Origin of the sequence: Pseudooceanicola atlanticus (assembly GCF_000768315.1) — a bacterium.
In the GTDB taxonomy this organism is placed as follows: Bacteria; Pseudomonadota; Alphaproteobacteria; order Rhodobacterales; family Rhodobacteraceae; genus Pseudooceanicola; species Pseudooceanicola atlanticus.
The window spans coordinates 42,066-62,927 of record NZ_AQQX01000010.1 but is presented as its reverse complement, the minus strand read 5'-3'; the positions used below and the strand labels follow the sequence as shown (position 1 = coordinate 62,927).

Here is a 20,862-nt window from a genome sequence, read left to right as displayed (position 1 = left end):
CTATGTCTCGCTCTGTATGGAAAGGCCCCTTTGTCGACGCTTACGTGCTGAAGAAAGCCGAAGCGGCGCGCGAATCCGGGCGTAACGAAGTCATCAAGATCTGGTCCCGCCGTTCGACGATCCTGCCCCAGTTCGTGGGCCTGACGTTCGGCGTCTACAACGGCCAGAAGCACGTTCCCGTGAACGTGTCCGAGGACATGATCGGTCAGAAATTCGGTGAATACTCGCCGACCCGTACCTATTACGGGCATGCTGCCGACAAAAAAGCGAAGCGGAAGTAAGTCATGGGCAAGGCACAAAACCCCCGCCGCGTGGCCGACAACGAAGCAATGGCAAAACTGCGCATGCTTCGCACCAGCCCGCAGAAACTCAACCTGGTCGCCGCACTGATCCGCGGCAAGAAGGTGGACAAGGCCCTCACGGACCTGACCTTCTCGAAAAAGCGGATCGCCGAGGACGTGAAGAAATGCCTTCAGTCCGCGATTGCGAACGCCGAAAACAACCACAACCTGGACGTCGATGAACTGATCGTCGCCGAGGCCTATGTGGGTAAGAACCTTCAGATGAAGCGTGGCCGTCCCCGGGCACGTGGCCGCTATGGCCGCATCGTGAAGCCGTTTTCGGAACTCACCATCAAGGTGCGTCAGATCGAGGAGCAAGCCTAATGGGTAACAAAACCAATCCGATCGGCATGCGCCTTCAGGTCAACCGCACCTGGGATAGCCGCTGGTACGCCGATACCAAGGATTTCGGTGATCTTCTGCTGGAAGACATCCGGATCCGCGAGTTCATCAAGAAAGAGTGCAAGCAGGCCGGCGTCGCTCGCGTCATCATCGAACGTCCGCACAAGAAGTGCCGTGTGACCATTCACACCGCGCGTCCGGGCGTCATCATCGGCAAGAAAGGCGCGGACATCGAAGTCCTGCGCAAGAAGATCGCCGCGATGACCGACAGCGAACTGCACCTGAACATCGTCGAAGTTCGCAAGCCCGAACTCGACGCCGCTCTGGTCGGTGAATCCATCGCACAGCAGTTGGAGCGTCGTGTTTCGTTCCGCCGCGCGATGAAGCGTGCCGTGCAGAACGCCATGCGCATGGGCGCCCTGGGTATCCGGGTGAACGTCGCTGGCCGTCTGGGCGGTGCCGAAATCGCACGGACCGAATGGTACCGCGAAGGCCGTGTGCCCCTGCACACCCTGCGCGCGGATATCGACTACGCCCATTCCGAAGCCGAAACGCCCTATGGCATCATCGGCATCAAGGTGTGGATCTTCAAAGGCGAAATCATGGAGCATGACCCGCAGGCGCGTGATCGCCGTGCGCAAGAGCTCCAGGATGGTCCGGCCCCCCGCGGAGCGGGCGGCGGTCGCCGCGACCGGTAAGGAGACAGAAAGATGCTTCAACCGAAACGCACGAAATTCCGCAAGCAGTTCAAAGGCCGGATCAAGGGCGACGCCAAGGGTGGCTCGGATCTGAACTTTGGCACTTACGGTCTCAAGGCGACCCAGCCCGAGCGTGTCACCGCACGCCAGATCGAAGCCGCACGCCGTGCCATGACGCGCCACATGAAGCGTCAGGGCCGTGTCTGGATCCGTATCTTCCCGGACGTCCCCGTGACGGCCAAGCCCATCGAAGTTCGTATGGGTAAAGGTAAGGGTTCCGTCGACCGCTGGGCCTGCAAGGTCAAGCCGGGCCGCGTGATGTTCGAAATCGACGGCGTCAACGAAGACATCGCCCGCGAAGCCCTGCGCCTCGCCGCGATGAAGCTTCCGATCAAGACCCGCGTCGTGGTTCGCGAAGACTGGTAAGCCCGGTCTTCCACGATCAGAACAAAAAGACCCCCGCAGCCCAGGCTGCGGGGGTCTTTCTTTATAGGGGCCTCGGTTTCAGGCCGGAGAGGGCGCAGGGCTTACAGCAGCCCCGCGATCGCGTCCTTCAGCGGCGTGGTCGGGCGCCCGATCAGCGACGACAGCTGCCCGCCATTGTCGTAGAGCGCGCCGTTCTTCGCTGCCGTGTCGAAGCCCGCAAAGGCCGCCGCCATCGGCTCGGGGAAGCCCGCGCCGGTCAGAACCTTGGCGTATTCCTCCTCGGGCATGTCGACATAAGGCACCTCCTTGCCGGTCTGGGCCGACAGCTCTGCCGCGAACTCGGCCAGCGTGTAGGCGCTGTCTCCGGCCAGTTCGTAGGTCTTGCCCTTGTGCCCGTCGCCCGTCAGCACGGTGACTGCGGCCTCGGCGTAGTCGTCCCGCGTGGCCGAGGCGATGCGCCCGTCGCCCGCGCTGCCGACAAAGGCGCCGTGCTCCAGCGCCGACGGGATCGAGGCGCCGTAGTTCTCCGTGTACCAGCCATTGCGCAGCAGCGTGACGTCCAGACCGGACGCGGCCAGCGCGGCCTCGGTTTCGCGGTGTTCGCCCGCCAGGCTCAGCTCCGACGCATCCGCATGCAGAACCGAGGTGTAGACGACATGGCCGACGCCCGCGGCCTTGGCGGCATCGATCACCGCCTGGTGCTGCGGCACGCGTTTGCCGATTTCGCTGGCCGAGATCAGCAGCAGGGTATCGACGCCCTGCAACGCCGGGACCAGCTGATCGGGCTGGTCGTAATCGAAGGCGCGGGTCTCCACGCCCAGCTCGGCGGCTTTTTCCGGCGACCGGGCCAGCGCGACGATGCTGGTCGGGTCGACCTTGGCTTTCAGTTTCTCGATGACGATGCGGCCCAGTTGCCCCGTGGCGCCGGTCACTGCGATGGTCATGTTTGTTCTCCTTTGATCTGATCGTTGTTTTCCTGATCGACCGCCGATATATATTGACCACTAATCAATCGTAAGTACGCACAGAAATGTAAGTATGGAAAAAGATCCTCAAACCCTCTCCGCCCGCTTGCAAAAGGGCGACCTGCTGGCCGCCAATTGCCCGTCCCGCGACGTGCTGAAACATGTGACCAGCCGCTGGGGCGTGCTGGTCCTCATCGCGCTCGAAGCTGAAACCCTGCGCTTCAGCGCCCTGCGCCGGCGCATCGGCGGGGTCAGCGAACGGATGCTGGCCCAGACGCTGAAATGGCTCGAAGGGGATGGGCTGGTGGAGCGGATCGAATATGACGTGGTCCCGCCCCATGTCGAATATCGTCTCACGCCCCTTGGGCTGGAGGCCGCGGCCAAGGTGCGCGACCTGGCGGACTGGATCGAAACCAGCCTGCCCAGCATCGCCGCCCATTGGGCCGAACGCGAGGATACGTCGGACAAGGCGGGGCAGGGGGCCGCCTAGCCCCCTCGCATCGCGGCGCGAAACCGGCTAGAGCGGCACAAACGCCATTCGCAGCAGAGGCCGCCATGCCCGAATTCAAGTCTCTCTTCGCCACGCCGCTTTACCATGCGCGCCTTTCGGATTTCGACCCGAAGGTGGATACCGATGAACTGGAGGCCTCCTGCTATTCGATCGCCGAGGACGACGAGGCCGGCCAGACCTGGTGCGAGGAACAGGGCTATCCCGGCTACACCTCCTACGCCTCGCTGACCGATCTGCCCTGGCGCTTCCCGATCTTCGCCGATGTGGTCAAGGCGCTCGACCAGCATGTCGCCGCCTTTGCAGAACATTGTCAGCTGGATCTGGGTGACAAGCAGCTGCAGCTTGAAGACCTCTGGATCAACATCCTGCCCGAGGGCGGCAGCCATTCCAGCCATATCCACCCGCATTCGGTGATCTCGGGGACGACCTATGTCGCGATGCCCGACGGGGCCTCCGCGCTCAAGCTCGAGGATCCGCGCCTGCCCATGATGATGGCGGCGCCCACGCGGGTGAAAAATGCTCGCGAAGAGCTCAAGCCCTTCGTCTACATCGCCCCCGCTCCCGGGGACGTCCTGTTGTGGGAAAGCTGGTTACGCCACGAAGTTCCGATGAGTATGTCCGAAGAGGATCGAATATCGGTCAGTTTTAACTATAAGTGGGAATAACTAATGAATCGGGGGGCAGAGGAGTGGTAAATGAAGGATCACGGCACCAGGCTGCTGTTCGACATGTTCACGGATGCGCCGCCGCCAATGGACCTGCGGGATGAAGGCAACACGGGGCGTCTGATTTACAGCGTTCGCGGCGGCTCCTTCGAAGGGGAACGACTGCGCGGAACCGTCCTGCCGACCTGCGGGGATTGGGTGACCATCTGCCCCGGCGGACGGCTTGAATTCGATGCCCGCATCCTGCTGCGCACGGATGACGATGCGCTGATCTATATCAGTTTCACCGGTCACCAGATGGTCACCGACGAACAGGTCGCCCTGATGGAACAGGGCAACCTCCACCGGTCATCCGATACCAGCTATGTCATCAATCCGGTCTTCGAGACCTGTTCGCAGAAATATGCCTGGCTGAAAGACATCCGTGCGGTCTGCCATGGCCATCGCACGTCCGAAGGGCTGCAATCCCAGTTTTACGAGCTGCTCTGACCGCCGAAACCCGCTCATCGGACGGCCTCCGGCCTTTGGAATGCAGGTGGAAAGGCTTCGTGGCAGCAAGGGGGTTGCTTTGTTGGCGGATCGCGCGTAAACGGCCCCCTCATCATGACTCCACCGGAATCAGGGTGACCCGGCGCTTTGCGCTATGGGGCCTACCGGTGATGTTGAAAGGAAAGAGATATGAGCGCGCAAGAGCTCCGCGATAAGACCCCGGACCAGCTCCGTGAAGAGCTGGCCAATCTGAAGAAAGAGCAGTTCAACCTGCGCTTTCAGCAGGCCACTGGCCAACTGGAAAACCCCGCACGTATGCGTGCCGCGCGCCGTCAGGCCGCCCGCGTCCTGACCGTGCTGAACGAAAAAGCCGCTTCGGCTGCCGAATAAGGGAAGATCCAGATGCCCAAACGTATCCTGTCCGGCGTCGTCACTTCTGACGCCAACGCCCAGACCGTCACCGTGTCGGTGGAACGCCGCTTCACGCACCCGGTTCTGAAAAAGACCATCCGTAAGTCCAAGAAATACCGGGCTCACGATGAGAACAACACCTTCAAGAAAGGTGATGAGGTCCGCATTCAGGAATGCGCACCGAAATCGAAGACCAAACGTTGGGAAGTCATCAACGCCTGAGGCGTCGACGATCCAGCTTAATCGAAACCCTGGGGGACAAGGGCGCTGCAGCCCTCCCCAAAGGTCGGGAGAAACCAAATGATCCAGATGCAGACCAATCTGGATGTCGCTGACAACTCCGGTGCTCGCCGGGTTCAGTGCATCAAGGTCCTCGGCGGTTCCCACCGTCGTTATGCGTCGGTTGGCGACATCATCGTTGTCTCGGTGAAAGAAGCCATTCCGCGCGGCCGTGTGAAAAAGGGTGACGTCCGCAAGGCCGTCGTCGTTCGCACCGCCAAGGAAGTTCGTCGTGAAGACGGCACCTCCATCCGCTTCGACCGCAACGCCGCCGTCATCCTGAACAACGCAGGTGAACCGGTCGGCACCCGTATCTTCGGGCCGGTCGTGCGCGAACTGCGTGCCAAGAACTTCATGAAGATCATCTCGCTTGCTCCGGAGGTGCTGTAATGGCTGCGAAACTCCGCAAGGGTGACAAGGTCATCGTCCTGTCCGGTAAGGACAAGGGCAAGACCGGCGAAATCACCAAGGTCATGCCGCAGGATGGCAAGGCCGTGGTCGAAGGCATCAACATGGCCGTTCGTCACACCCGTCAGACCCAGACCCAGCAGGGCGGGCGTCTGCCCAAGGCTCTGCCGATCGACATCTCGAACCTGGCATTCGTCGACGCCAACGGCAAACCGACCCGCGTCGGTTTCAAGATGGACGGCGACAAGAAGGTTCGTTTCGCCAAGACCACGGGGGACGTGATCGATGCTTGATACCGCGAACTACACCCCGCGTCTGAAGGCCGCTTACAACGACAGCATCCGTGCTGCCATGAAAGAGGAATTCGGCTACACGAACGACATGATGATCCCGCGCCTGGACAAGATCGTCCTGAACATTGGCTGCGGCGCCGAAGCGGTGAAGGACAGCAAGAAGGCCAAGTCGGCTCAGGAAGACCTGACGCTGATCGCCGGCCAGAAGGCCCTGATCACCACGGCGAAGAAATCCATCGCAGGTTTCCGCGTCCGCGAAGACATGCCGCTGGGCGCCAAGGTGACCCTGCGCGCTGACCGGATGTACGAATTCCTGGATCGCCTGATCACCATCGCCATGCCCCGTATCCGCGACTTCCGTGGCGTCTCGGGCAAATCCTTCGATGGCCGTGGCAACTACGCCATGGGCATGAAGGAACATATCGTCTTCCCCGAAATCAACTTCGACAAGGTCGATGAGGTCTGGGGTCTGGACATCGTGATCGCCACCACCGCGAAAACCGACGCGGAAGCAAAGGCGCTGTTGAAGCACTTCAACATGCCCTTCAACAGCTGACGCGGGAGAGAGAGTTATGGCTAAAAAATCCATGGTTGAGCGCGAGAAAAAGCGCGAGCGTCTGGTGAAGAAATACGCTGCCAAGCGCGCCGAACTGAAAGAAATCATCAACGACGAGTCCAAGCCGATGGAAGAGCGTTTCCGCGCCACCCTGAAGCTGGCCGAGCTGCCCCGCAACTCGTCCCCGACCCGTCTTCACAACCGTTGCCAGCTGACCGGCCGTCCCCATGCTTACTACCGTAAGCTCAAGGTCTCCCGGATCATGCTGCGGGAACTGGGCTCCAACGGCCAGATCCCCGGTCTCGTGAAATCGAGCTGGTAAGGAGGGCTGTGATATGAACGATCCTATCGGCGATATGCTCACCCGTATCCGCAACGCCCAGCTGCGCGGCAAATCCACCGTCTCCACGCCGGCATCCAAGCTGCGCGCATGGGTCCTGGATGTGCTGGCAGACGAAGGCTACATCCGCGGCTATGAAAAAGGCACGAATGCAGAAGGTCACCCGACCCTCGAAATCAGCCTGAAGTACTACGAAGGCACCCCCGTCATCCGCGAACTCAAGCGTGTTTCCACGCCGGGCCGTCGCGTTTACATGGGTGTCAAGGACGTCCCGCAGGTCCGTCAGGGCCTGGGTGTGTCGATTGTCTCCACGTCCAAGGGCGTGATGTCGGATGCAGCAGCACGCAGCCAGAATGTTGGCGGCGAAGTGCTCTGCACCGTATTCTAAGGAGGTCTGCAATGTCTCGTATTGGTAAACGTCCGGTCGAGCTGCCCTCTGGCGTCTCCGCGACGATTTCGGGCCAGACCGTCGAAGTGAAGGGGCCGAAAGGCACCCACAGCTTCACCGCCACGGACGATGTCACCATCGTGCAGGAAGACAACGCCATCACCGTGACGCCGCGCGGCAAGTCCAAGCGCGCCCGTCAGCAGTGGGGCATGTCCCGCACCATGGTCGCAAACATGGTCCAGGGTGTCTCCGACGGCTTCAAGAAAGAGCTCGAGATCAACGGCGTCGGTTACCGTGCCGCTGTTCAGGGCAACGTGCTGAAGCTGAACCTCGGCTACTCCCATGATGTCGACTTCGCCATTCCGGCGGGTGTCACCATCACGACCCCGAAGCCGACGGAAGTGATCGTCGAGGGTTCCGACCCTCAGCTTGTGGGCCAGGTCGCGGCGAATATCCGCGAATGGCGCGCGCCGGAGCCCTACAAGGGCAAGGGCATCAAGTACAAGGACGAGTACATCTTCCGTAAGGAAGGCAAGAAGAAGTAAGGACGCGACAGATGGCTACAAGCAAACGCTCCCTGTTCCTGAAGCGCCGCCTGCGCGTCCGGAACAAACTCCGCAAGGTGAACGCAGGCCGCGTTCGTCTTTCGGTTCACCGTTCGAACAAGAACATCAGCGTCCAGCTGATCGACGATGTGAACGGCGTCACCCTGGCGTCCGCATCCTCGCTCGAGAAGGACCTGGGTATCTTCGGCAAGAACAACGTCGAGGCGGCCACCAAGGTCGGCGCGGCGATTGCCGAACGTGCCAAGAAAGCCGGCGTGGAAGAAGCTTACTTCGACCGCGGTGGTTTCTTGTACCACGGCAAGATCAAGGCACTGGCCGATGCGGCCCGTGAGAATGGTCTGAAACTCTGATCGGTCGGATGCGCCCCCGCGCGCATCCAGCCACGGAACGGGCAGGCGATACTCCGGTATCGCCTGCTTCCACACCAGAGGGCGCCACGTCGCCCCGATGATCCGGGAGCGTTCCGCAAGGACCTCACCTGGATTGGACAAACCGGGCTCCAGTCTCTGGACCCACGATGAAAGGAGAGCCCATGGCTCGTGATGATAACCGCCGGGGTCGCGATCGCGACGAAGCTCCGGAATTTGCAGATCGCCTGGTTGCGATCAACCGTGTGTCCAAGACCGTCAAGGGTGGTAAGCGCTTCGGCTTCGCAGCCCTCGTCGTCGTTGGCGACCAGAAAGGCCGCGTCGGCTTTGGCAAAGGTAAGGCCAAGGAGGTCCCCGAGGCCATCCGCAAGGCAACCGAACAAGCCAAGCGCCAGATGATCCGCGTCCCGCTGCGCGAAGGCCGCACCCTGCACCACGACATGGAAGGCCGCCACGGCGCTGGCCGCGTCGTCATGCGCACCGCCCCGACCGGTACCGGTATCATCGCCGGTGGTCCGATGCGTGCCGTGTTCGAAATGCTGGGTATCCAGGACGTCGTCGCCAAGTCGATCGGCTCCCAGAACCCCTACAACATGATCCGCGCCACGCTGAACGGCCTCACCAAAGAGTCCAGCCCCCGCATGGTGGCTCAGCGTCGCGGCAAGAAAGTGGCCGACATCCTGCCCAAGCGTGACGAAGCGCCGGCAGAATCGTCGCAGATCGCCGAGGAGGCATAATCCATGGCTACCATCGTCGTGAAACAGATCGGTTCGCCGATCCGCCGCCCCGCCATCCAGCGCCAGACGCTGATCGGCCTGGGCCTGAACAAGATGCACAAGACCAGCGAGCTTGAGGACACCCCCTCGGTCCGCGGCATGATCCGCAAGATCCCGCACCTGGTCGAGATCGTCGAAGAAAAAGCTTAATCAAGGCGATCATCCGGTCCGCCGGATATCAGAAATCGGAAACGCCCCTATCCTCAGGATCGGGGCGTTTTTCTTTGCATCACGGTCTGAGGGAACCAGTCAGCCGTCCCGCACCCCCACGATCAGCTGCGCCAGGTAGGCGTTCTGCCCGCGCGACAATCTTGCGACAGATGCCTCTCCGGCCCGCCGGGCGATCCCGTCATTGCGGTTCACCACGCGCCGCCGGTCGCTGCGCGCATAGGCGGGGTCAGAGGCATAGATCGCCTCGGAATTGCCGTCGTCGAAGAATATCTGCCCGGTCAGCAGGGTCTGCGCATCCAGGTAGACCTTGAAATGGATATGCACCGTCCGCCCCGGATACCAGCCGGGATAGATCGTCGTGAACTCCACCACGCCCCGCGCATCGGCCATCTGCGTGCCCCGCAGGAAGGTTTCGCCGCGGCCGTCGCCAAAGGCGGAATAGGTGCCCTGCGCGTCGCAATGCCAGATATCCACCCGCGCGCCCTCGATCGGGGCACAGCGCGGGTCCACCACCTGCATCCGCATCAGCAGTGGCTGCCCGTCGCGATCCTCGCGGATATCGCTGCGGATCATGCGGTCGGCGACGTAATAGGGCCCTTCCGTCGTTTCCGGCACCAGGCTGCACACATCGCTGCCCATCAGCAGCTGAGAGGTGTCCTGCGCCAGCGCCGCCCGCGGGATCATCAGCCCCGTTGCGGTCACGGCAAGGGTGATCAGGCTGTCACGGCGGGTCAGGGTCTTGGGGCTGTCCTGGGTCATGGGGGTCCTTTCTGCGCATCTGCGTCTGCTTGGACAGGTAGTACGCAGCGTCCGCGCGGCTCCGTCGCCATGCCCCGTTCCCGATCTTGTGAACGCTGCAACGGCAGGCGTGTCCCCGGCCGTCGCCGCGTCAGCGCCGTTTTCGGGTTTCCCTCCCCGCGCAAAGCAGGTTCACTCCGCCCCAGCCACCAACCGGATACCGAATGCCCATACCTGCCTCCGCCTTCCGCCATCACCCCGCGCTTGCCGGCCAGATTCGCCCGCCCGAGGACAGCTACTTCCGCGACCTCGACCTCGAGGAGATGGACCGCCGGATGATCGAACGCGGGGTGCCCATGCCCTGGCGGCGCACCGACGAAGACAGGGAAGCCACCCGCCACAAATTCCTGGCTGGGCACGAGGGGCCGCTCTGGGTCTTCGCCTACGGCTCTCTCATGTGGGATCCGGGCATCCTCTTCGACGAAGTCCGCCATGCGGTCTTCGAAGGCTATTCCCGCGCCATGTGCCTGGTCGACCGCCGGGGCGCCCGTGGCTCTGCCGAGGCGCCGGGCCTGATGGCGGGCCTGGCCGAGGGCGGGCGCTGCGATGGCCTCGTCTTCCGTATTCCCGCCGACCAGGTCGAGGAAGAAACCGAACGGCTCTGGCGGCGCGAGATGATCGCCCATGCCTATTACCCGGTCTTCGCCCCCGCCGCGACGCCGCAGGGGCCGATCACCGCCATGGCCTTCGTCGCCGACCCCGAGGCCGACATGATCGAGATCGACCTGCCTCGCGCACTCCAGGTCGATTACATCGCCAAGGGCGAGGGGTTTCTGGGCACGTCGCTGGAATATCTCGAAAACACCCTGGCGCAGTTCGACGCCATGGGCATCGACGATCCAGACCTCAAGGCGCTGCTGCGCGATGTGCGGGCGGTGGCGCCGGTGGGGCAGGGCGGCTAGGGCTCAGCCCGCCCGCAGATCCTGCTCGCGCGCGCCGATCAGCGCACAGCCCAGCGTGTCCTGCAATGCGGCCGACAATTCGTCGACCGTCCTCGTCGAGACATACATGCCCCCCGTGCGATCGGCGAGGCACCGCGCCACGCTGTCGTCGCCGGCAAAGACCTCCTGTTCGGGATTGTCCCAGGTCCAGTAATCCACCACCGTGCGGAACCCGATCACGTGGACCGTCAGGTCTCGCGCCTCGGCCGCCAGCGCCGCGCCCAGGCTACAGGGCCGTCCGCCGCAGGTTTCGTTGCCATCGGTGACCAGCACGACGATTCCGGCCTCGTTGCGGTAATCCAGCGCCTCGGCGGCCGCCTGCACGGAATTGGCCAGCGGCGTCAGCCCGCCGGGCCGCAGCGCGTTCACCGCGTCGATCACCGGCCCCGCCGCATCGACACGCGGGCCGAACCGCAGGTCGATCCCGTCGCATGACGCCTCTCCGGGGCCGTAGATGACAAGCCCGATCCGCCGCACCGGCGCGATCTGTGGCATGGCGCGGGACACGGCCTCGCGCGCCTCCTGAATGCGGGTGCGTTCGCTGGGGTCATAGCCGAACTCGTTCATCGAGCCGGACCCGTCAAACACCAGCATCGCATCGGTGGCGCAATCGGCGACGGCATGGGCCTGCGGGGCGGGGGCCATCAGGCCGGTCGCCAGCGTCAGGCCCGCAAGGGCACGCATGAAAACGGGGCGGTGCATGTCTACATGTCACACCGCCCCGCGGGAAAAAGCAATGTCGCGGATGCATCAGGCATCCGCGAGGCCCGTATCAGGCCGCGCGCGACTTGCGCGACCGGCGGCGTCCGCCGCCTGCCTTCTGGCCCTGTTTCTGGCCGCCATTGGCATTCGCGCCCGAATTGGAACCGGCATTGGCGCGGGGCTTGCCGCCGCCGCGACGGGATTTCCCGCCATTGCCGCCTTTCGGGCCACCACCGCCGCCACCGCGACGCTGCTTGGCCGCCTTGTCGGCGGCTGCACCTTCTTCGCGGGTCCAGATCGTACCGCTGGCCACGGGGATCTTGCGGCCCATGACCTTCTGGATGTCCAGGAACTCGCTCAACTCTGCCGGGGCGCAATAGGCGATCGCGGTGCCGTCGCGGCCCGCACGCGCGGTCCGGCCGATCCGGTGCACGTAATTGTCCGGCACGTTGGGCAGGTCGTAGTTGTAGACGTAGCGCACCTCGGGGATGTCGATGCCCCGCGCGGCCACGTCGGTCGCCACCAGCACCTTGATCTCGCCGGCCTTGAAGGCGGCGATGGCACGGTCGCGCTGACCCTGGCTCTTGTTGCCGTGGATCGAGGCCGCGGCATAGCCCGCCGCCACCAGTGCCTTCATCAGCTTTTCAGAGCCGTGTTTCGTGCGCCCGAAGACCAGCGCCGCCTCGTCGCGATGCTGATCCAGGTGTTCGATCAGCAGGTCGGTCTTGGCGGCCTGGGCGATGAAGTGCACGCATTGGTCGATCTTCTCGGCCGGTTTGCCCGGCGGTGCGGTCTCGATCCGGATCGGATCGGTCAGGTAGGCGCGCGAGATCTCTTCCATCTGTTTCGGCATCGTGGCCGAGAACAGCATCGTCTGACGCGCTTTCGGCAGCAGTGTGGCGATACGGCGCAGCGAGTGGATGAAGCCCAGGTCGAGCATCTGGTCGGCCTCGTCCAGCACCAGGAACTCGGTCCGGTCCAGCCGGATCGCGTTGCGGTCCAGCAGGTCGATCAGGCGGCCCGGCGTGGCGACCAGAAGGTCGGTGCCACGCTGCAGGCGGTTGATCTGCGCATTGATCGACACGCCGCCGACCACGAGGCCGATGCGTACGCTGCTGCCGTCGGAATAGGCGCGCAGGTTGTCGAGGATCTGCTTGGCCAGTTCCCGCGTCGGGGCCAGGATCAGGCCGCGGCAGGTCTTGGCCTCTGGGCGGCCTTCCATCCGCATGATCGTGCTCAGCAGCGGCAGGCCGAAGGCGGCGGTCTTGCCGGTGCCGGTCTGGGCCAGGCCCATCACGTCGCGGCCGTCCATCGCATGGGGGATGGCCTTGACCTGGATTGGGGTGGGATCGGTCAGGCCCATCTCGGCCAGGTTCGTCAGTAGTCGGGGCGGCAGCCCCAGCATGTCAAAGTCCAAAGACATATCCTTTCGCCGGCGGGCAAGGCCCCCGGCCATCTGTCGGGCGTCCGGATCTGTACCGGAGAACGCACGGGTTGCGCCCTGCGACAGGCCGGCCGCATTGCCGGGACCACCGTTCGGGCGTCTGACCCCCCGCGTGAAATGGGAACCAAGGGAAAATGTGCCCGGCGCTGCCATGGGGCGCGCCCGCCTGCTCACGCGGCAGTGCGGCACAAGCGGGGACATGGCGGTTGTGAGCGCTAAAGTCAATGGTCTTGCGGGCTCTGGCCTTGAGAGTGGCCCGTGGGCGACAGGGGGGGCGGGACGCCATTTCGGGGCAAGGACAGGACGCCACCCGATGCCAAAGCACCCCGCTCCCGCAACGTCACCCGATCCACGGCCCCGCCTAAACCACACCGCTTGCACCGCAGAGGATCATCGCCTATACGCCCCGGGTGGCCCCACGACCCCGAGTCGTTGGGGCCGTTCTACATAACCAAGAAACGCCGTGTCCCCCCACCTCGCTTCACGGGGGTGTTCCGGCCAAGGAGAAGCGATATGAAACTGCACGAACTGCGCGACAATCCCGGCGCCGCCAAGAAACGGATGCGCGTTGGCCGCGGCCCCGGCTCCGGCAAGGGCAAGATGGGTGGCCGTGGTATCAAGGGCCAGAAATCCCGTTCGGGTGTGTCCATCAACGGTTACGAGGGCGGCCAGATGCCGCTCTACCAGCGTCTGCCCAAGCGTGGCTTCAACAAGCCGAACCGCAAGCAATTCGCCGTGATCAACCTGGGCATCATCGCCAAGTTCATCGAAGCCGGCAAGCTCGACGCATCCAACGTGACCGAAGACACCCTGCTGGCATCCGGCGCGATCCGCCGCAAGCTGGACGGTGTCCGCGTCCTCGCGAAGGGCGACATCGGCACGGCCGTGACCATCGAAGTCACCGGTGCCTCCAAGTCCGCCATCGAGGCGGTCGAGAAGGCCGGCGGCTCGCTCAAGGTCACGTCTGCACAGGCTGCTGAGTAATCAGCCGCAGATTAAGTGGTTGTGAGCGGCGACGCCGCCGCTTACATACCTCTGAGTTTTCCAATAGCGCCGCCGAGCCGGGAAACGGCCCGGCGGCGTTTGCTTGAAAGAGAGAGCCATATGGTATCCGCAGCAGAACAGATGGCGGCCAACACCAGCTGGGCCGCGCTCGGCAAGGCGACCGACCTGCGCAACCGCATCCTTTTCACCATCATGCTCCTGATCGTGTATCGCCTGGGCACCTGGATCCCGGTGCCGGGCATCGACGGTGCGGCGCTTCGGGAATTCATGGAAGGTGCGGGTCAGGGGATCGGCGGCATCCTGTCGATGTTCACCGGCGGCGCGCTTGGTCGCATGGGCATCTTCGCCCTGGGCATCATGCCCTACATCTCGGCCTCGATCATCGTTCAGCTGCTGGGCTCCATGGTGCCGGCGCTGGAACAGATGAAGAAAGAGGGCGAACAGGGCCGCAAGAAGATGAACCAGTACACGCGCTACGGCACCGTGTTCCTGGCCACGCTTCAGTCCTACGGCCTGGCCGTGTCGCTGCAGAACGGCGACCTGGTTCAGGCGGACCTGCCCTACTGGTTCTTCATCGCAACCTGCATGATCACCCTGATCGGCGGCACCATGTTCCTGATGTGGCTGGGCGAACAGATCACGGCCCGCGGCCTCGGCAACGGGATTTCGCTGATCATCTTCGTCGGCATCATCGCCGAACTGCCCGCCGCCCTGGCACAGTTCTTCGCCTCCGGCCGCTCCGGTGCGATCAGCCCCGCGGTGATCGTCGGCGTGATCCTCATGGTGATCGCGACCATTGCCTTCGTGGTGTTCATGGAACGCGCCCTGCGCAAGATCCATATCCAGTATCCGCGCCGCCAGGTCGGCATGAAGGTCTATGACGGCGGCTCCAGCCACCTGCCGATCAAGGTGAACCCGGCGGGCGTCATCCCGGCGATCTTCGCCTCGTCGCTGCTGCTGCTGCCGGTCACGATCTCGACCTTCTCGGGCAACCAGACCTCGCCGATCATGTCGACGATCCTTGCCTATTTCGGACCGGGTCAGCCGCTCTACCTGCTGTTCTTCACGGCGATGATCGTGTTCTTCGCATATTTCTACACCTTCAACGTGTCCTTCAAACCGGACGAGGTGGCGGACAACCTGAAGAACCAGAACGGCTTCGTTCCCGGCATCCGTCCGGGCAAGAAGACGGCGGAATATCTCGAATACGTGGCCAACCGCATCCTGGTGCTGGGCTCTGCCTATCTCGCCGCGGTCTGTCTGCTGCCGGAAATCCTGCGCAGCCAGCTGGCCATTCCCTTCTACTTTGGTGGCACTTCCGTCCTCATCGTCGTTTCGGTGACGATGGACACGATCCAGCAGGCGCAATCGCACCTCCTGGCGCACCAGTATGAAGGCCTGATCGAAAAATCTCAGCTGCGTGGCAAAGGCAAGGGCCGCAGCAAACGGAGGGGGGCAGCACGCCGATGAACATCATTCTTCTTGGACCGCCGGGCGCCGGCAAAGGCACCCAGGCGCGCAAGCTTGTCGAAGATCGCGACATGATCCAGCTTTCGACCGGTGACATGCTGCGCGAGGCGCGCACCTCCGGCACGGAAATGGGCAAGGTCGTGGCCGATGTCATGGACAGCGGCAAGCTCGTTACCGACGAGATCGTGATCGGCCTGATCCGCGAAAAGCTCGAAGGCGACAAGAAGGGTGGTTTCATCTTCGACGGCTTCCCCCGGACGCTGGCCCAGGCCGACGCGCTCGAGGATCTGCTGGCCGATTGCGGCGAAACGCTGGACGCGGTGATCGAACTGCGCGTGCGGGACGAGGCACTGGTCGCCCGGATCGTCGGCCGCTCCACCTGCGGCAATTGCGGTGAGGTCTACCACGACGAGACCAAGCCGATCCCGGCGGATGGCAAATGCACCGTTTGCGGTGGCACCGAATTCAAGCGCCGCGCCGACGACAACGAAGACAGCCTCAAGACCCGCCTGATGGAATATTACAAGCAGACCTCGCCGCTGCTTGGCTACTATCACGCGAAGAAAAAGCTCAAGCGCGTTGACGGCCTTGCCGAAATGGCCGTCGTCGAAGCGTCGATCAAAGCGATCATGGACAACTGATCCGGCCGGGATGCGCCTGATTAGTGCAAGTATGATCGGAACCCTGATAGCCTGTGCCGCCCCCGCGGCGCAGGCTTTCGAGCTTCTGGAGGACCCGGCCATGTGCGGCCAGCCCTTCGAGATGATCGAGCTTGAGGATACCCGCTACCTCCAGCCCCATTTCGCCGGCAACCACGTCTTCGGCTGTCACTGGGAGGGCCTCGACCGACCGCTCGACCTGTCGATCCTCGGCCCCGGCCTCGGGGTGACGCGCAAGGCCAGCTGCTTTCACCACACCGACCCCACTCGGTTCTGGGACGGCGAAGTGCTGATCGCGGGCCGCAAGGACGGCACCTTCTCCGTCACCTTCACTGACGCGCCACGCCGGGCCGACCGCGCGCCGGTGATTTATCACAGCTGCCCAGGCGTCTAGCCCACCGGCGCAGGGCCATCGAAGCTGGGCAGGGGAGAAATTTTACCCCACCCATTGATATATTCCGAATACAGCATATGTTCTCCGTCAACGAACGAAGGAGAATGACATGTTTACACGGACCAGCCCCTCCACCGGGCCGGGCTCGCCCCGCGTGACCGGCTTCTATGACAAGGATAGCGGCTCCATCATGTATGTGGCCGTCGACGAGGCGACCAAGCAGGCCGCGCTGATCGACATCGTGCTCGATTTCGACCCGGCCCATGCCCGTACCCGCACCGACAGCGCCCAAGAAGTGCTGGATTACGTGCGGGATGAAGGGCTGACCGTCGCCTGGATCCTCGACACCCACCCGCATGCCGACCACATGATGGCCTCCGCCTGGCTGAAGGAGCAGACCGGCGCGCCCACGGCGATCGGGTCCAAGGTGCGCGACATCGCGAATTTGTGGAGCGACCTCTACAACCTTCCAGGCGTCTTCGATGCCGACCGCGATTTCGACCGGCTCTTCGATCATGGTGACAGTTTCGAACTGGGCGACCTGACCGTCGATGTGCGCCTGCATCCGGGCCATACGCTGGGCTCCATCACCTACGTGATCGGCGATGCGGCCTTCGTGCACGACACGTTCATGCACGTCGACAGCGGCACCTCCCGCGCGGATTTCCCCGGCGGCTCTTCGGCCGACCTCTATGCCTCGCTGATGGACATCCTGTCCCTGCCGGACGACACGCGCCTGTTCGTCGGCCACGATTACCCGCCGGTCGGCGACCGCAAGGACCCCGCCTGGGAGGCGACGGTGGCCGATCACCGCGCCAACAACAAGCACCTGGGCGGTGGCGTCCCGGAGGCCGAGTATCGCAAGCTGCGTGATGAGCGTGACGCGACGCTGAACCTGCCCGACCGGATGCTCTATGCGCTTCAGGTCAATCTGCGCGGCGGCCGCCTGCCGCAGGCGGAATCCGACGGCAACAGCTATTTCAAAATCCCTGCAAACCGCTTCTGAGGAGATCGCAAAATGGAAACGCAAAACACGGAAAACGGTCAGATCGAGGTCTGGACACCCGAAAAGGTTGCAAAGGCGCTCGACGCGGGCGAGATCGCCCTGATCGACGTCCGCACCCCGCAGGAATACATGTTCGAACATGTCGCCGGCGCGATGCTCCTGCCCATGGCCTTCTTCCGCACTGACCGTCTGCCCAGCCAGGAGGGCAAGCGCGTGGTCTTCTACTGCGGCTCCTCCATGCGGTCCGGCAAGATGGCCGAAAAGGCGCTGGCCGAGGGCTTCGGCCCCGTCGCCCACATGAAGGACGGCTTCGCCGGCTGGAAAGCCGCCAAGCTGCCCTATACCGGCACCGACATGGCCACCGGCGCCCCGAAAGAGGTCACGCCCTGATACGACACCGATCCCCTATCCCGGTCCCTCGTCACGGGGCCGGGATAGGCGTCAGGCAACACTTCAGCCAAACAGATCACCGTTCCTGACACAATTTTCGCAAATTTTCATGATGCGATGCGGCATAAACCCGCTATCCTGCGGGTACGACGTTGTTTTCAGGACTACAGTACCATGCGCCTCTTCCTTGCTGGCACCGTTTGCCTGGCTGCCGCCGCGGCCCAGGCGCAAACCCAGACCGAACCGGAAGGGCCCACGATCATCGGTGTCACCGATGTGAAGGTCTGCGATACGATTGCCGCCGCCGCCCCCGAGAACAAGCTCTTCGACGCGATCCAGTCCGACACGATGGTGCTGCTGCTCGATGGGATGGAGGCGATCGAGTACAATTGCGTCTTCGACGGCGAAATCCAGGTCGATCCCCCGATGACGACGCGCCAGATCTTCCCCGGCTATTGCGAGGAACCCGGCCCCTACCTGACCCCCAAGGTCTTCGTCGTCGACCCGCGCCCCGACGAAGGCCAGGTCCATGTCTGGCAAAGCGACAGCGACGTGCCCACGGTGTTCCACATCTGCATGTGACAGAGGACCGGGGCAGGGCCCCAGATCCCGCCGCAGACGCCCCGCCTGCAGCGGATTTACACAAACCGCTAACCCTGACCACAGCCAACCATGCGCAGACCCGGCCCCGGACTGGACATTGACCGTCGAAACGGGCACCCTATCCTCCACGCAAGACAGGGCAGACCCGCACGGATTTGCCCCCTGCACGGAAAATCCCGGCATGGGGTATTGACCTCAGGGCCCATGGCAAATACCACGCGCTATCTCGCGGGTGTTGCCGATTCTCGGATTCACCGTTCTTTGCACCCCGCGTTCCGTCGAATGACCCTTGGCCCGCAGGCAATGCCTCGGGCCTCGTGTTGTGAAAAAAGGGCCTGGTGCTACGGGCTCGCAACAAAAGGAAGACCAACATTGGCACGTATCGCCGGCGTTAACATCCCGACCGCAAAGCGGGTTCCGATCGCCCTCACCTACATCACCGGCATTGGCCCGTCCTCTGCCAAATCCATCTGCGACGCCACCGGCATCGACCAGACCCGCCGCGTCAACGAACTGTCCGACGCCGAAGTGCTGGCCATCCGCGAGCATATCGACGCGAACTTCACCGTCGAAGGCGACCTGCGCCGTGAAGTGCAGATGAACATCAAGCGCCTGATGGACCTCGGCTGCTACCGCGGCCTGCGTCATCGTCGCAACCTCCCCGTGCGCGGTCAGCGTACCCACACCAACGCTCGCACCCGCAAAGGCCCCGCAAAGGCCATTGCCGGCAAGAAGAAGTAAGGGGAGACAGCAGATATGGCACGTGATACCCGCCGCGTTAAAAAGAAGGTTTCCAAGAACATCGCCGCAGGCGTTGCTCATGTGAACTCTTCGTTCAACAACACTAAGATCCTGATCTCCGACGTTCAGGGCAATGCCATCGCATGGTCCTCGGCCGGCACGATGGGCTTCAAGGGCTCGCGCAAGTCGACCCCCTACGCTGCCCAGATGGCCGCCGAAGATGCTGGCAAGAAAGCCCAGGAACACGGCGTCAAGACGCTCGAAGTCGAAGTTCAAGGCCCCGGTTCGGGCCGTGAATCGGCTCTGCGCGCGCTGGCCGCTGTCGGGTTCAACATCACCTCGATCCGTGATGTCACCCCGATCGCACACAATGGCTGCCGCCCGCCGAAGCGTCGCCGGGTCTGATCCCAGGTCGCACTTTCCGGAGGCCGCGTTCGCGCGGCCTCCCTTCGTCATTTAATCCTCGGGTGTTTCGTCCTTAGGGACATGGGGCCGAAACGAGCATGGAGGGACGCACATGATCCACAAAAACTGGGCAGAACTGATCAAGCCGACAGCGCTGGACGTCAAGCCGGGCTTCGACCCGTCGCGCCAGGCGACGGTTGTGGCCGAACCGCTGGAACGCGGCTTTGGTCTGACCCTCGGCAACGCGCTGCGCCGCGTGCTGATGTCGTCGCTTCAGGGCGCGGCCATCACCAGCGTTCAGATCGACAACGTTCTGCATGAATTCTCCTCCATCGCCGGGGTCCGCGAGGACGTCACCGACGTGGTTCTGAACCTCAAGGGCGTGTCCCTGCGCATGGAAGTCGAAGGGCCCAAGCGCCTGTCGATCAATGCCAAGGGCCCGGGCGTCGTCACCGCCGCCGAGATCTCTGAATCCGCCGGCATCGAGGTGCTGAACAAGGATCACGTGATCTGCCACCTCGACGAAGGTGCGTCGCTGTTCATGGAACTGACCGTGAATACCGGCAAGGGCTACGTCCCCGCCGATCGCAACAAGCCCGAAGACGCGCCGATCGGCCTGATCCCGATCGATGCGATCTACTCGCCGATCAAGAAGGTCTCCTACGACGTTCAGCCCACCCGTGAGGGCCAGGTGCTGGACTACGACAAGCTGACCATGAAGATCGAAACCGATGGCTCCATCACGCCGGACGACGCCGTGGCCTTCGCCGCGCGCATCCTGCAGGACCAGCTGTCGATCTTCGTCAACTTCGACGAGCCGGAATCGGCGTCCCGCCAGGACGACGACGACGGTCTGGAGTTCAACCCGCTGCTGCTGAAGAAGGTCGACGAGCTGGAGCTCTCGGTCCGTTCGGCAAACTGCCTGAAGAACGACAACATCGTTTATATCGGCGACCTGATCCAGAAGACCGAAGCCGAGATGCTGCGCACCCCGAACTTCGGCCGCAAGTCGCTGAACGAGATCAAAGAGGTTCTGTCGGGCATGGGCCTGCACCTCGGCATGGATGTCGAGGACTGGCCGCCGGACAATATCGAAGACCTGGCCAAGAAGTTCGAAGACCAGTTCTAAGACCCGCCTCTCGGGTTTCGAGGGACAGAATTCGGAAGGGCAGGGCGGTTAATACCACCTTGCCCGACCGCACAAAGGCACCGACGCAATACCGACGTCATACCGACGCGGAACCGACGTGCCGAAAATGGGCATTCCGCCCCAAGGAGAGCGTCCCCCACGCAGGGCCGCCGGACAAAGCA

Annotated in this window: 33 protein-coding genes; 29 read left to right on the top strand and 4 right to left on the bottom strand. The window is 63.2% G+C overall.

Annotated features, from left to right (window positions below; all coding sequences use genetic code 11):
• Window positions 1-2 precede the first annotated feature (2 nt).
• The 4 genes from rpsS to rplP are packed head-to-tail and all read left to right on the top strand — an operon-like array spanning window position 3 to window position 1,807.
• Window positions 3-281 carry a 30S ribosomal protein S19 gene (gene rpsS / locus ATO9_RS17665; protein ID WP_043752460.1) on the top strand — a complete coding sequence of 93 codons (279 nt, stop codon included), beginning with the start codon at window positions 3-5 and terminating at the stop codon, window positions 279-281.
• A gap of 3 nt (window positions 282-284) precedes the next feature.
• The gene (gene rplV, locus ATO9_RS17660; protein WP_043752457.1) at window positions 285-665 is read left to right on the top strand and encodes a 50S ribosomal protein L22; all 381 of its coding nucleotides are present in this window, start codon (window positions 285-287) and stop codon (window positions 663-665) included.
• Window positions 665-1,381, top strand: coding sequence for a 30S ribosomal protein S3 (rpsC, locus tag ATO9_RS17655; protein WP_043752454.1), 717 nt, complete (start codon window positions 665-667; stop codon window positions 1,379-1,381). The genes rplV and rpsC overlap by 1 nt, the downstream gene beginning before the upstream one ends.
• Window positions 1,382-1,393: 12 nt before the next feature.
• Window positions 1,394-1,807, top strand: coding sequence for a 50S ribosomal protein L16 (gene rplP, locus ATO9_RS17650; protein ID WP_043752450.1), 414 nt, complete (start codon window positions 1,394-1,396; stop codon window positions 1,805-1,807).
• A 101-nt stretch (window positions 1,808-1,908) separates the two neighbouring features.
• Here rplP and ATO9_RS17645 read toward each other — a convergent pair whose 3' ends face one another.
• Window positions 1,909-2,751 (bottom strand): SDR family oxidoreductase, encoded by an 843-nt coding sequence (locus ATO9_RS17645; RefSeq protein ID WP_043752446.1) that lies wholly within the window; start codon window positions 2,749-2,751, stop codon window positions 1,909-1,911.
• 94 nt (window positions 2,752-2,845) lie between these two features.
• On the opposite strand from ATO9_RS17645, the gene ATO9_RS17640 reads away from it, so the two are divergent.
• The 14 genes from ATO9_RS17640 (at window position 2,846) to rpmD (ending at window position 8,972) form a co-directional block, all read left to right on the top strand.
• Window positions 2,846-3,262: a winged helix-turn-helix transcriptional regulator gene (locus ATO9_RS17640; protein WP_043752443.1), complete on the top strand. Its 417-nt coding sequence runs from the start codon at window positions 2,846-2,848 to the stop codon at window positions 3,260-3,262.
• A gap of 65 nt (window positions 3,263-3,327) precedes the next feature.
• Window positions 3,328-3,948, top strand: coding sequence for a TIGR02466 family protein (locus ATO9_RS17635; RefSeq protein ID WP_043752440.1), 621 nt, complete (start codon window positions 3,328-3,330; stop codon window positions 3,946-3,948).
• Between the two features lie 30 nt (window positions 3,949-3,978).
• Window positions 3,979-4,437, top strand: a complete 459-nt coding sequence (locus tag ATO9_RS17630) for a DUF3237 domain-containing protein (protein WP_052418439.1) — start codon at window positions 3,979-3,981, stop codon at window positions 4,435-4,437.
• Between the two features lie 189 nt (window positions 4,438-4,626).
• Window positions 4,627-4,827, top strand: coding sequence for a 50S ribosomal protein L29 (gene rpmC / locus ATO9_RS17625; RefSeq protein ID WP_043752437.1), 201 nt, complete (start codon window positions 4,627-4,629; stop codon window positions 4,825-4,827).
• 12 nt (window positions 4,828-4,839) lie between these two features.
• Window positions 4,840-5,070 carry a 30S ribosomal protein S17 gene (gene rpsQ, locus ATO9_RS17620; RefSeq protein ID WP_043752432.1) on the top strand — a complete coding sequence of 77 codons (231 nt, stop codon included), beginning with the start codon at window positions 4,840-4,842 and terminating at the stop codon, window positions 5,068-5,070.
• A gap of 78 nt (window positions 5,071-5,148) precedes the next feature.
• Window positions 5,149-5,517, top strand: a complete 369-nt coding sequence (gene rplN, locus ATO9_RS17615) for a 50S ribosomal protein L14 (RefSeq protein WP_009805806.1) — start codon at window positions 5,149-5,151, stop codon at window positions 5,515-5,517.
• Window positions 5,517-5,828, top strand: coding sequence for a 50S ribosomal protein L24 (gene rplX / locus ATO9_RS17610; protein WP_043752428.1), 312 nt, complete (start codon window positions 5,517-5,519; stop codon window positions 5,826-5,828). Before rplN ends, rplX begins: the two co-directional genes overlap by 1 nt.
• Window positions 5,821-6,384: a 50S ribosomal protein L5 gene (rplE, locus tag ATO9_RS17605; RefSeq protein WP_043752426.1), complete on the top strand. Its 564-nt coding sequence runs from the start codon at window positions 5,821-5,823 to the stop codon at window positions 6,382-6,384. Before rplX ends, rplE begins: the two co-directional genes overlap by 8 nt.
• Before the next feature lie 16 nt (window positions 6,385-6,400).
• The gene (gene rpsN / locus ATO9_RS17600) at window positions 6,401-6,706 is read left to right on the top strand and encodes a 30S ribosomal protein S14 (protein ID WP_043752423.1); all 306 of its coding nucleotides are present in this window, start codon (window positions 6,401-6,403) and stop codon (window positions 6,704-6,706) included.
• A 13-nt stretch (window positions 6,707-6,719) separates the two neighbouring features.
• Window positions 6,720-7,112, top strand: coding sequence for a 30S ribosomal protein S8 (gene rpsH, locus ATO9_RS17595; RefSeq protein ID WP_043752420.1), 393 nt, complete (start codon window positions 6,720-6,722; stop codon window positions 7,110-7,112).
• Between the two features lie 11 nt (window positions 7,113-7,123).
• Window positions 7,124-7,657, top strand: a complete 534-nt coding sequence (gene rplF / locus ATO9_RS17590; RefSeq protein ID WP_043752416.1) for a 50S ribosomal protein L6 — start codon at window positions 7,124-7,126, stop codon at window positions 7,655-7,657.
• Between the two features lie 11 nt (window positions 7,658-7,668).
• On the top strand, window positions 7,669-8,028 hold the full coding sequence (gene rplR, locus ATO9_RS17585) for a 50S ribosomal protein L18 (RefSeq protein WP_043752413.1): 360 nt from the start codon (window positions 7,669-7,671) through the stop codon (window positions 8,026-8,028).
• Between the two features lie 182 nt (window positions 8,029-8,210).
• Window positions 8,211-8,783, top strand: coding sequence for a 30S ribosomal protein S5 (gene rpsE / locus ATO9_RS17580; protein WP_043752411.1), 573 nt, complete (start codon window positions 8,211-8,213; stop codon window positions 8,781-8,783).
• 3 nt (window positions 8,784-8,786) lie between these two features.
• Window positions 8,787-8,972 (top strand): 50S ribosomal protein L30, encoded by a 186-nt coding sequence (gene rpmD, locus ATO9_RS17575; RefSeq protein WP_043752407.1) that lies wholly within the window; start codon window positions 8,787-8,789, stop codon window positions 8,970-8,972.
• Window positions 8,973-9,071: 99 nt separating this feature from the next.
• On the opposite strand, the gene ATO9_RS17570 is transcribed toward rpmD, so the two are convergent.
• Window positions 9,072-9,752, bottom strand: a complete 681-nt coding sequence (locus ATO9_RS17570) for an intradiol ring-cleavage dioxygenase (protein ID WP_043752404.1) — start codon at window positions 9,750-9,752, stop codon at window positions 9,072-9,074.
• Window positions 9,753-9,955: 203 nt separating this feature from the next.
• Here ATO9_RS17570 and ATO9_RS17565 point away from each other — a divergent pair, with 203 nt between their 5' ends.
• A complete protein-coding gene (locus ATO9_RS17565; protein ID WP_052418438.1) occupies window positions 9,956-10,693 on the top strand; it encodes a gamma-glutamylcyclotransferase in 738 nt (245 codons plus the stop codon).
• A gap of 3 nt (window positions 10,694-10,696) precedes the next feature.
• On the opposite strand, the gene ATO9_RS17560 is transcribed toward ATO9_RS17565, so the two are convergent.
• Complete coding sequence (locus ATO9_RS17560) at window positions 10,697-11,434, bottom strand: vWA domain-containing protein (RefSeq protein ID WP_081979647.1); 738 nt, start codon at window positions 11,432-11,434, stop codon at window positions 10,697-10,699.
• A 70-nt stretch (window positions 11,435-11,504) separates the two neighbouring features.
• On the bottom strand, window positions 11,505-12,857 hold the full coding sequence (locus ATO9_RS17555; protein WP_043752400.1) for a DEAD/DEAH box helicase: 1,353 nt from the start codon (window positions 12,855-12,857) through the stop codon (window positions 11,505-11,507).
• Window positions 12,858-13,391: 534 nt separating this feature from the next.
• Between ATO9_RS17555 and rplO the strand changes: the two genes are divergently transcribed.
• The 10 genes from rplO (at window position 13,392) to ATO9_RS17505 (ending at window position 20,680) form a co-directional block, all read left to right on the top strand.
• The gene (gene rplO / locus ATO9_RS17550; RefSeq protein ID WP_043752397.1) at window positions 13,392-13,862 is read left to right on the top strand and encodes a 50S ribosomal protein L15; all 471 of its coding nucleotides are present in this window, start codon (window positions 13,392-13,394) and stop codon (window positions 13,860-13,862) included.
• A 120-nt stretch (window positions 13,863-13,982) separates the two neighbouring features.
• Window positions 13,983-15,353, top strand: a complete 1,371-nt coding sequence (gene secY, locus ATO9_RS17545) for a preprotein translocase subunit SecY (RefSeq protein WP_043752394.1) — start codon at window positions 13,983-13,985, stop codon at window positions 15,351-15,353.
• Complete coding sequence (locus ATO9_RS17540) at window positions 15,350-15,994, top strand: adenylate kinase (RefSeq protein WP_043752391.1); 645 nt, start codon at window positions 15,350-15,352, stop codon at window positions 15,992-15,994. Before secY ends, ATO9_RS17540 begins: the two co-directional genes overlap by 4 nt.
• Before the next feature lie 31 nt (window positions 15,995-16,025).
• Window positions 16,026-16,406, top strand: a complete 381-nt coding sequence (locus tag ATO9_RS17535; protein ID WP_043752389.1) for a hypothetical protein — start codon at window positions 16,026-16,028, stop codon at window positions 16,404-16,406.
• 109 nt (window positions 16,407-16,515) lie between these two features.
• Window positions 16,516-17,412, top strand: a complete 897-nt coding sequence (locus tag ATO9_RS17530) for an MBL fold metallo-hydrolase (protein ID WP_043752386.1) — start codon at window positions 16,516-16,518, stop codon at window positions 17,410-17,412.
• A 12-nt stretch (window positions 17,413-17,424) separates the two neighbouring features.
• Window positions 17,425-17,802: a rhodanese-like domain-containing protein gene (locus tag ATO9_RS17525; RefSeq protein ID WP_043752381.1), complete on the top strand. Its 378-nt coding sequence runs from the start codon at window positions 17,425-17,427 to the stop codon at window positions 17,800-17,802.
• 174 nt (window positions 17,803-17,976) lie between these two features.
• Window positions 17,977-18,384, top strand: a complete 408-nt coding sequence (locus tag ATO9_RS17520; protein ID WP_043752380.1) for a hypothetical protein — start codon at window positions 17,977-17,979, stop codon at window positions 18,382-18,384.
• 393 nt (window positions 18,385-18,777) lie between these two features.
• Window positions 18,778-19,146 (top strand): 30S ribosomal protein S13, encoded by a 369-nt coding sequence (gene rpsM, locus ATO9_RS17515; RefSeq protein ID WP_043752377.1) that lies wholly within the window; start codon window positions 18,778-18,780, stop codon window positions 19,144-19,146.
• Between the two features lie 15 nt (window positions 19,147-19,161).
• On the top strand, window positions 19,162-19,551 hold the full coding sequence (gene rpsK, locus ATO9_RS17510) for a 30S ribosomal protein S11 (protein ID WP_043752374.1): 390 nt from the start codon (window positions 19,162-19,164) through the stop codon (window positions 19,549-19,551).
• Between the two features lie 112 nt (window positions 19,552-19,663).
• Window positions 19,664-20,680: a DNA-directed RNA polymerase subunit alpha gene (locus tag ATO9_RS17505; protein ID WP_043752371.1), complete on the top strand. Its 1,017-nt coding sequence runs from the start codon at window positions 19,664-19,666 to the stop codon at window positions 20,678-20,680.
• Window positions 20,681-20,862: the final 182 nt, after the last annotated feature.

Bases quoted from the DNA above. Each gene is read 5' to 3' on its own strand.
- rpsS (WP_043752460.1), top strand. From the start codon at position 3: ATGTCTCGCTCTGTATGGAAAGGCCCCTTTGTCGACGCTTACGTGCTG.
- rplV (WP_043752457.1), top strand. From the start codon at position 285: ATGGGCAAGGCACAAAACCCCCGCCGCGTGGCCGACAACGAAGCAATG.
- rpsC (WP_043752454.1), top strand. From the start codon at position 665: ATGGGTAACAAAACCAATCCGATCGGCATGCGCCTTCAGGTCAACCGC.
- rplP (WP_043752450.1), top strand. From the start codon at position 1,394: ATGCTTCAACCGAAACGCACGAAATTCCGCAAGCAGTTCAAAGGCCGG.
- ATO9_RS17645 (WP_043752446.1), bottom strand. From the start codon at position 2,751: ATGACCATCGCAGTGACCGGCGCCACGGGGCAACTGGGCCGCATCGTC.
- ATO9_RS17640 (WP_043752443.1), top strand. From the start codon at position 2,846: ATGGAAAAAGATCCTCAAACCCTCTCCGCCCGCTTGCAAAAGGGCGAC.
- ATO9_RS17635 (WP_043752440.1), top strand. From the start codon at position 3,328: ATGCCCGAATTCAAGTCTCTCTTCGCCACGCCGCTTTACCATGCGCGC.
- ATO9_RS17630 (WP_052418439.1), top strand. From the start codon at position 3,979: ATGAAGGATCACGGCACCAGGCTGCTGTTCGACATGTTCACGGATGCG.
- rpmC (WP_043752437.1), top strand. From the start codon at position 4,627: ATGAGCGCGCAAGAGCTCCGCGATAAGACCCCGGACCAGCTCCGTGAA.
- rpsQ (WP_043752432.1), top strand. From the start codon at position 4,840: ATGCCCAAACGTATCCTGTCCGGCGTCGTCACTTCTGACGCCAACGCC.
- rplN (WP_009805806.1), top strand. From the start codon at position 5,149: ATGATCCAGATGCAGACCAATCTGGATGTCGCTGACAACTCCGGTGCT.
- rplX (WP_043752428.1), top strand. From the start codon at position 5,517: ATGGCTGCGAAACTCCGCAAGGGTGACAAGGTCATCGTCCTGTCCGGT.
- rplE (WP_043752426.1), top strand. From the start codon at position 5,821: ATGCTTGATACCGCGAACTACACCCCGCGTCTGAAGGCCGCTTACAAC.
- rpsN (WP_043752423.1), top strand. From the start codon at position 6,401: ATGGCTAAAAAATCCATGGTTGAGCGCGAGAAAAAGCGCGAGCGTCTG.
- rpsH (WP_043752420.1), top strand. From the start codon at position 6,720: ATGAACGATCCTATCGGCGATATGCTCACCCGTATCCGCAACGCCCAG.
- rplF (WP_043752416.1), top strand. From the start codon at position 7,124: ATGTCTCGTATTGGTAAACGTCCGGTCGAGCTGCCCTCTGGCGTCTCC.
- rplR (WP_043752413.1), top strand. From the start codon at position 7,669: ATGGCTACAAGCAAACGCTCCCTGTTCCTGAAGCGCCGCCTGCGCGTC.
- rpsE (WP_043752411.1), top strand. From the start codon at position 8,211: ATGGCTCGTGATGATAACCGCCGGGGTCGCGATCGCGACGAAGCTCCG.
- rpmD (WP_043752407.1), top strand. From the start codon at position 8,787: ATGGCTACCATCGTCGTGAAACAGATCGGTTCGCCGATCCGCCGCCCC.
- ATO9_RS17570 (WP_043752404.1), bottom strand. From the start codon at position 9,752: ATGACCCAGGACAGCCCCAAGACCCTGACCCGCCGTGACAGCCTGATC.
- ATO9_RS17565 (WP_052418438.1), top strand. From the start codon at position 9,956: ATGCCCATACCTGCCTCCGCCTTCCGCCATCACCCCGCGCTTGCCGGC.
- ATO9_RS17560 (WP_081979647.1), bottom strand. From the start codon at position 11,434: ATGCACCGCCCCGTTTTCATGCGTGCCCTTGCGGGCCTGACGCTGGCG.
- ATO9_RS17555 (WP_043752400.1), bottom strand. From the start codon at position 12,857: ATGTCTTTGGACTTTGACATGCTGGGGCTGCCGCCCCGACTACTGACG.
- rplO (WP_043752397.1), top strand. From the start codon at position 13,392: ATGAAACTGCACGAACTGCGCGACAATCCCGGCGCCGCCAAGAAACGG.
- secY (WP_043752394.1), top strand. From the start codon at position 13,983: ATGGTATCCGCAGCAGAACAGATGGCGGCCAACACCAGCTGGGCCGCG.
- ATO9_RS17540 (WP_043752391.1), top strand. From the start codon at position 15,350: ATGAACATCATTCTTCTTGGACCGCCGGGCGCCGGCAAAGGCACCCAG.
- ATO9_RS17535 (WP_043752389.1), top strand. From the start codon at position 16,026: ATGATCGGAACCCTGATAGCCTGTGCCGCCCCCGCGGCGCAGGCTTTC.
- ATO9_RS17530 (WP_043752386.1), top strand. From the start codon at position 16,516: ATGTTTACACGGACCAGCCCCTCCACCGGGCCGGGCTCGCCCCGCGTG.
- ATO9_RS17525 (WP_043752381.1), top strand. From the start codon at position 17,425: ATGGAAACGCAAAACACGGAAAACGGTCAGATCGAGGTCTGGACACCC.
- ATO9_RS17520 (WP_043752380.1), top strand. From the start codon at position 17,977: ATGCGCCTCTTCCTTGCTGGCACCGTTTGCCTGGCTGCCGCCGCGGCC.
- rpsK (WP_043752374.1), top strand. From the start codon at position 19,162: ATGGCACGTGATACCCGCCGCGTTAAAAAGAAGGTTTCCAAGAACATC.
- ATO9_RS17505 (WP_043752371.1), top strand. From the start codon at position 19,664: ATGATCCACAAAAACTGGGCAGAACTGATCAAGCCGACAGCGCTGGAC.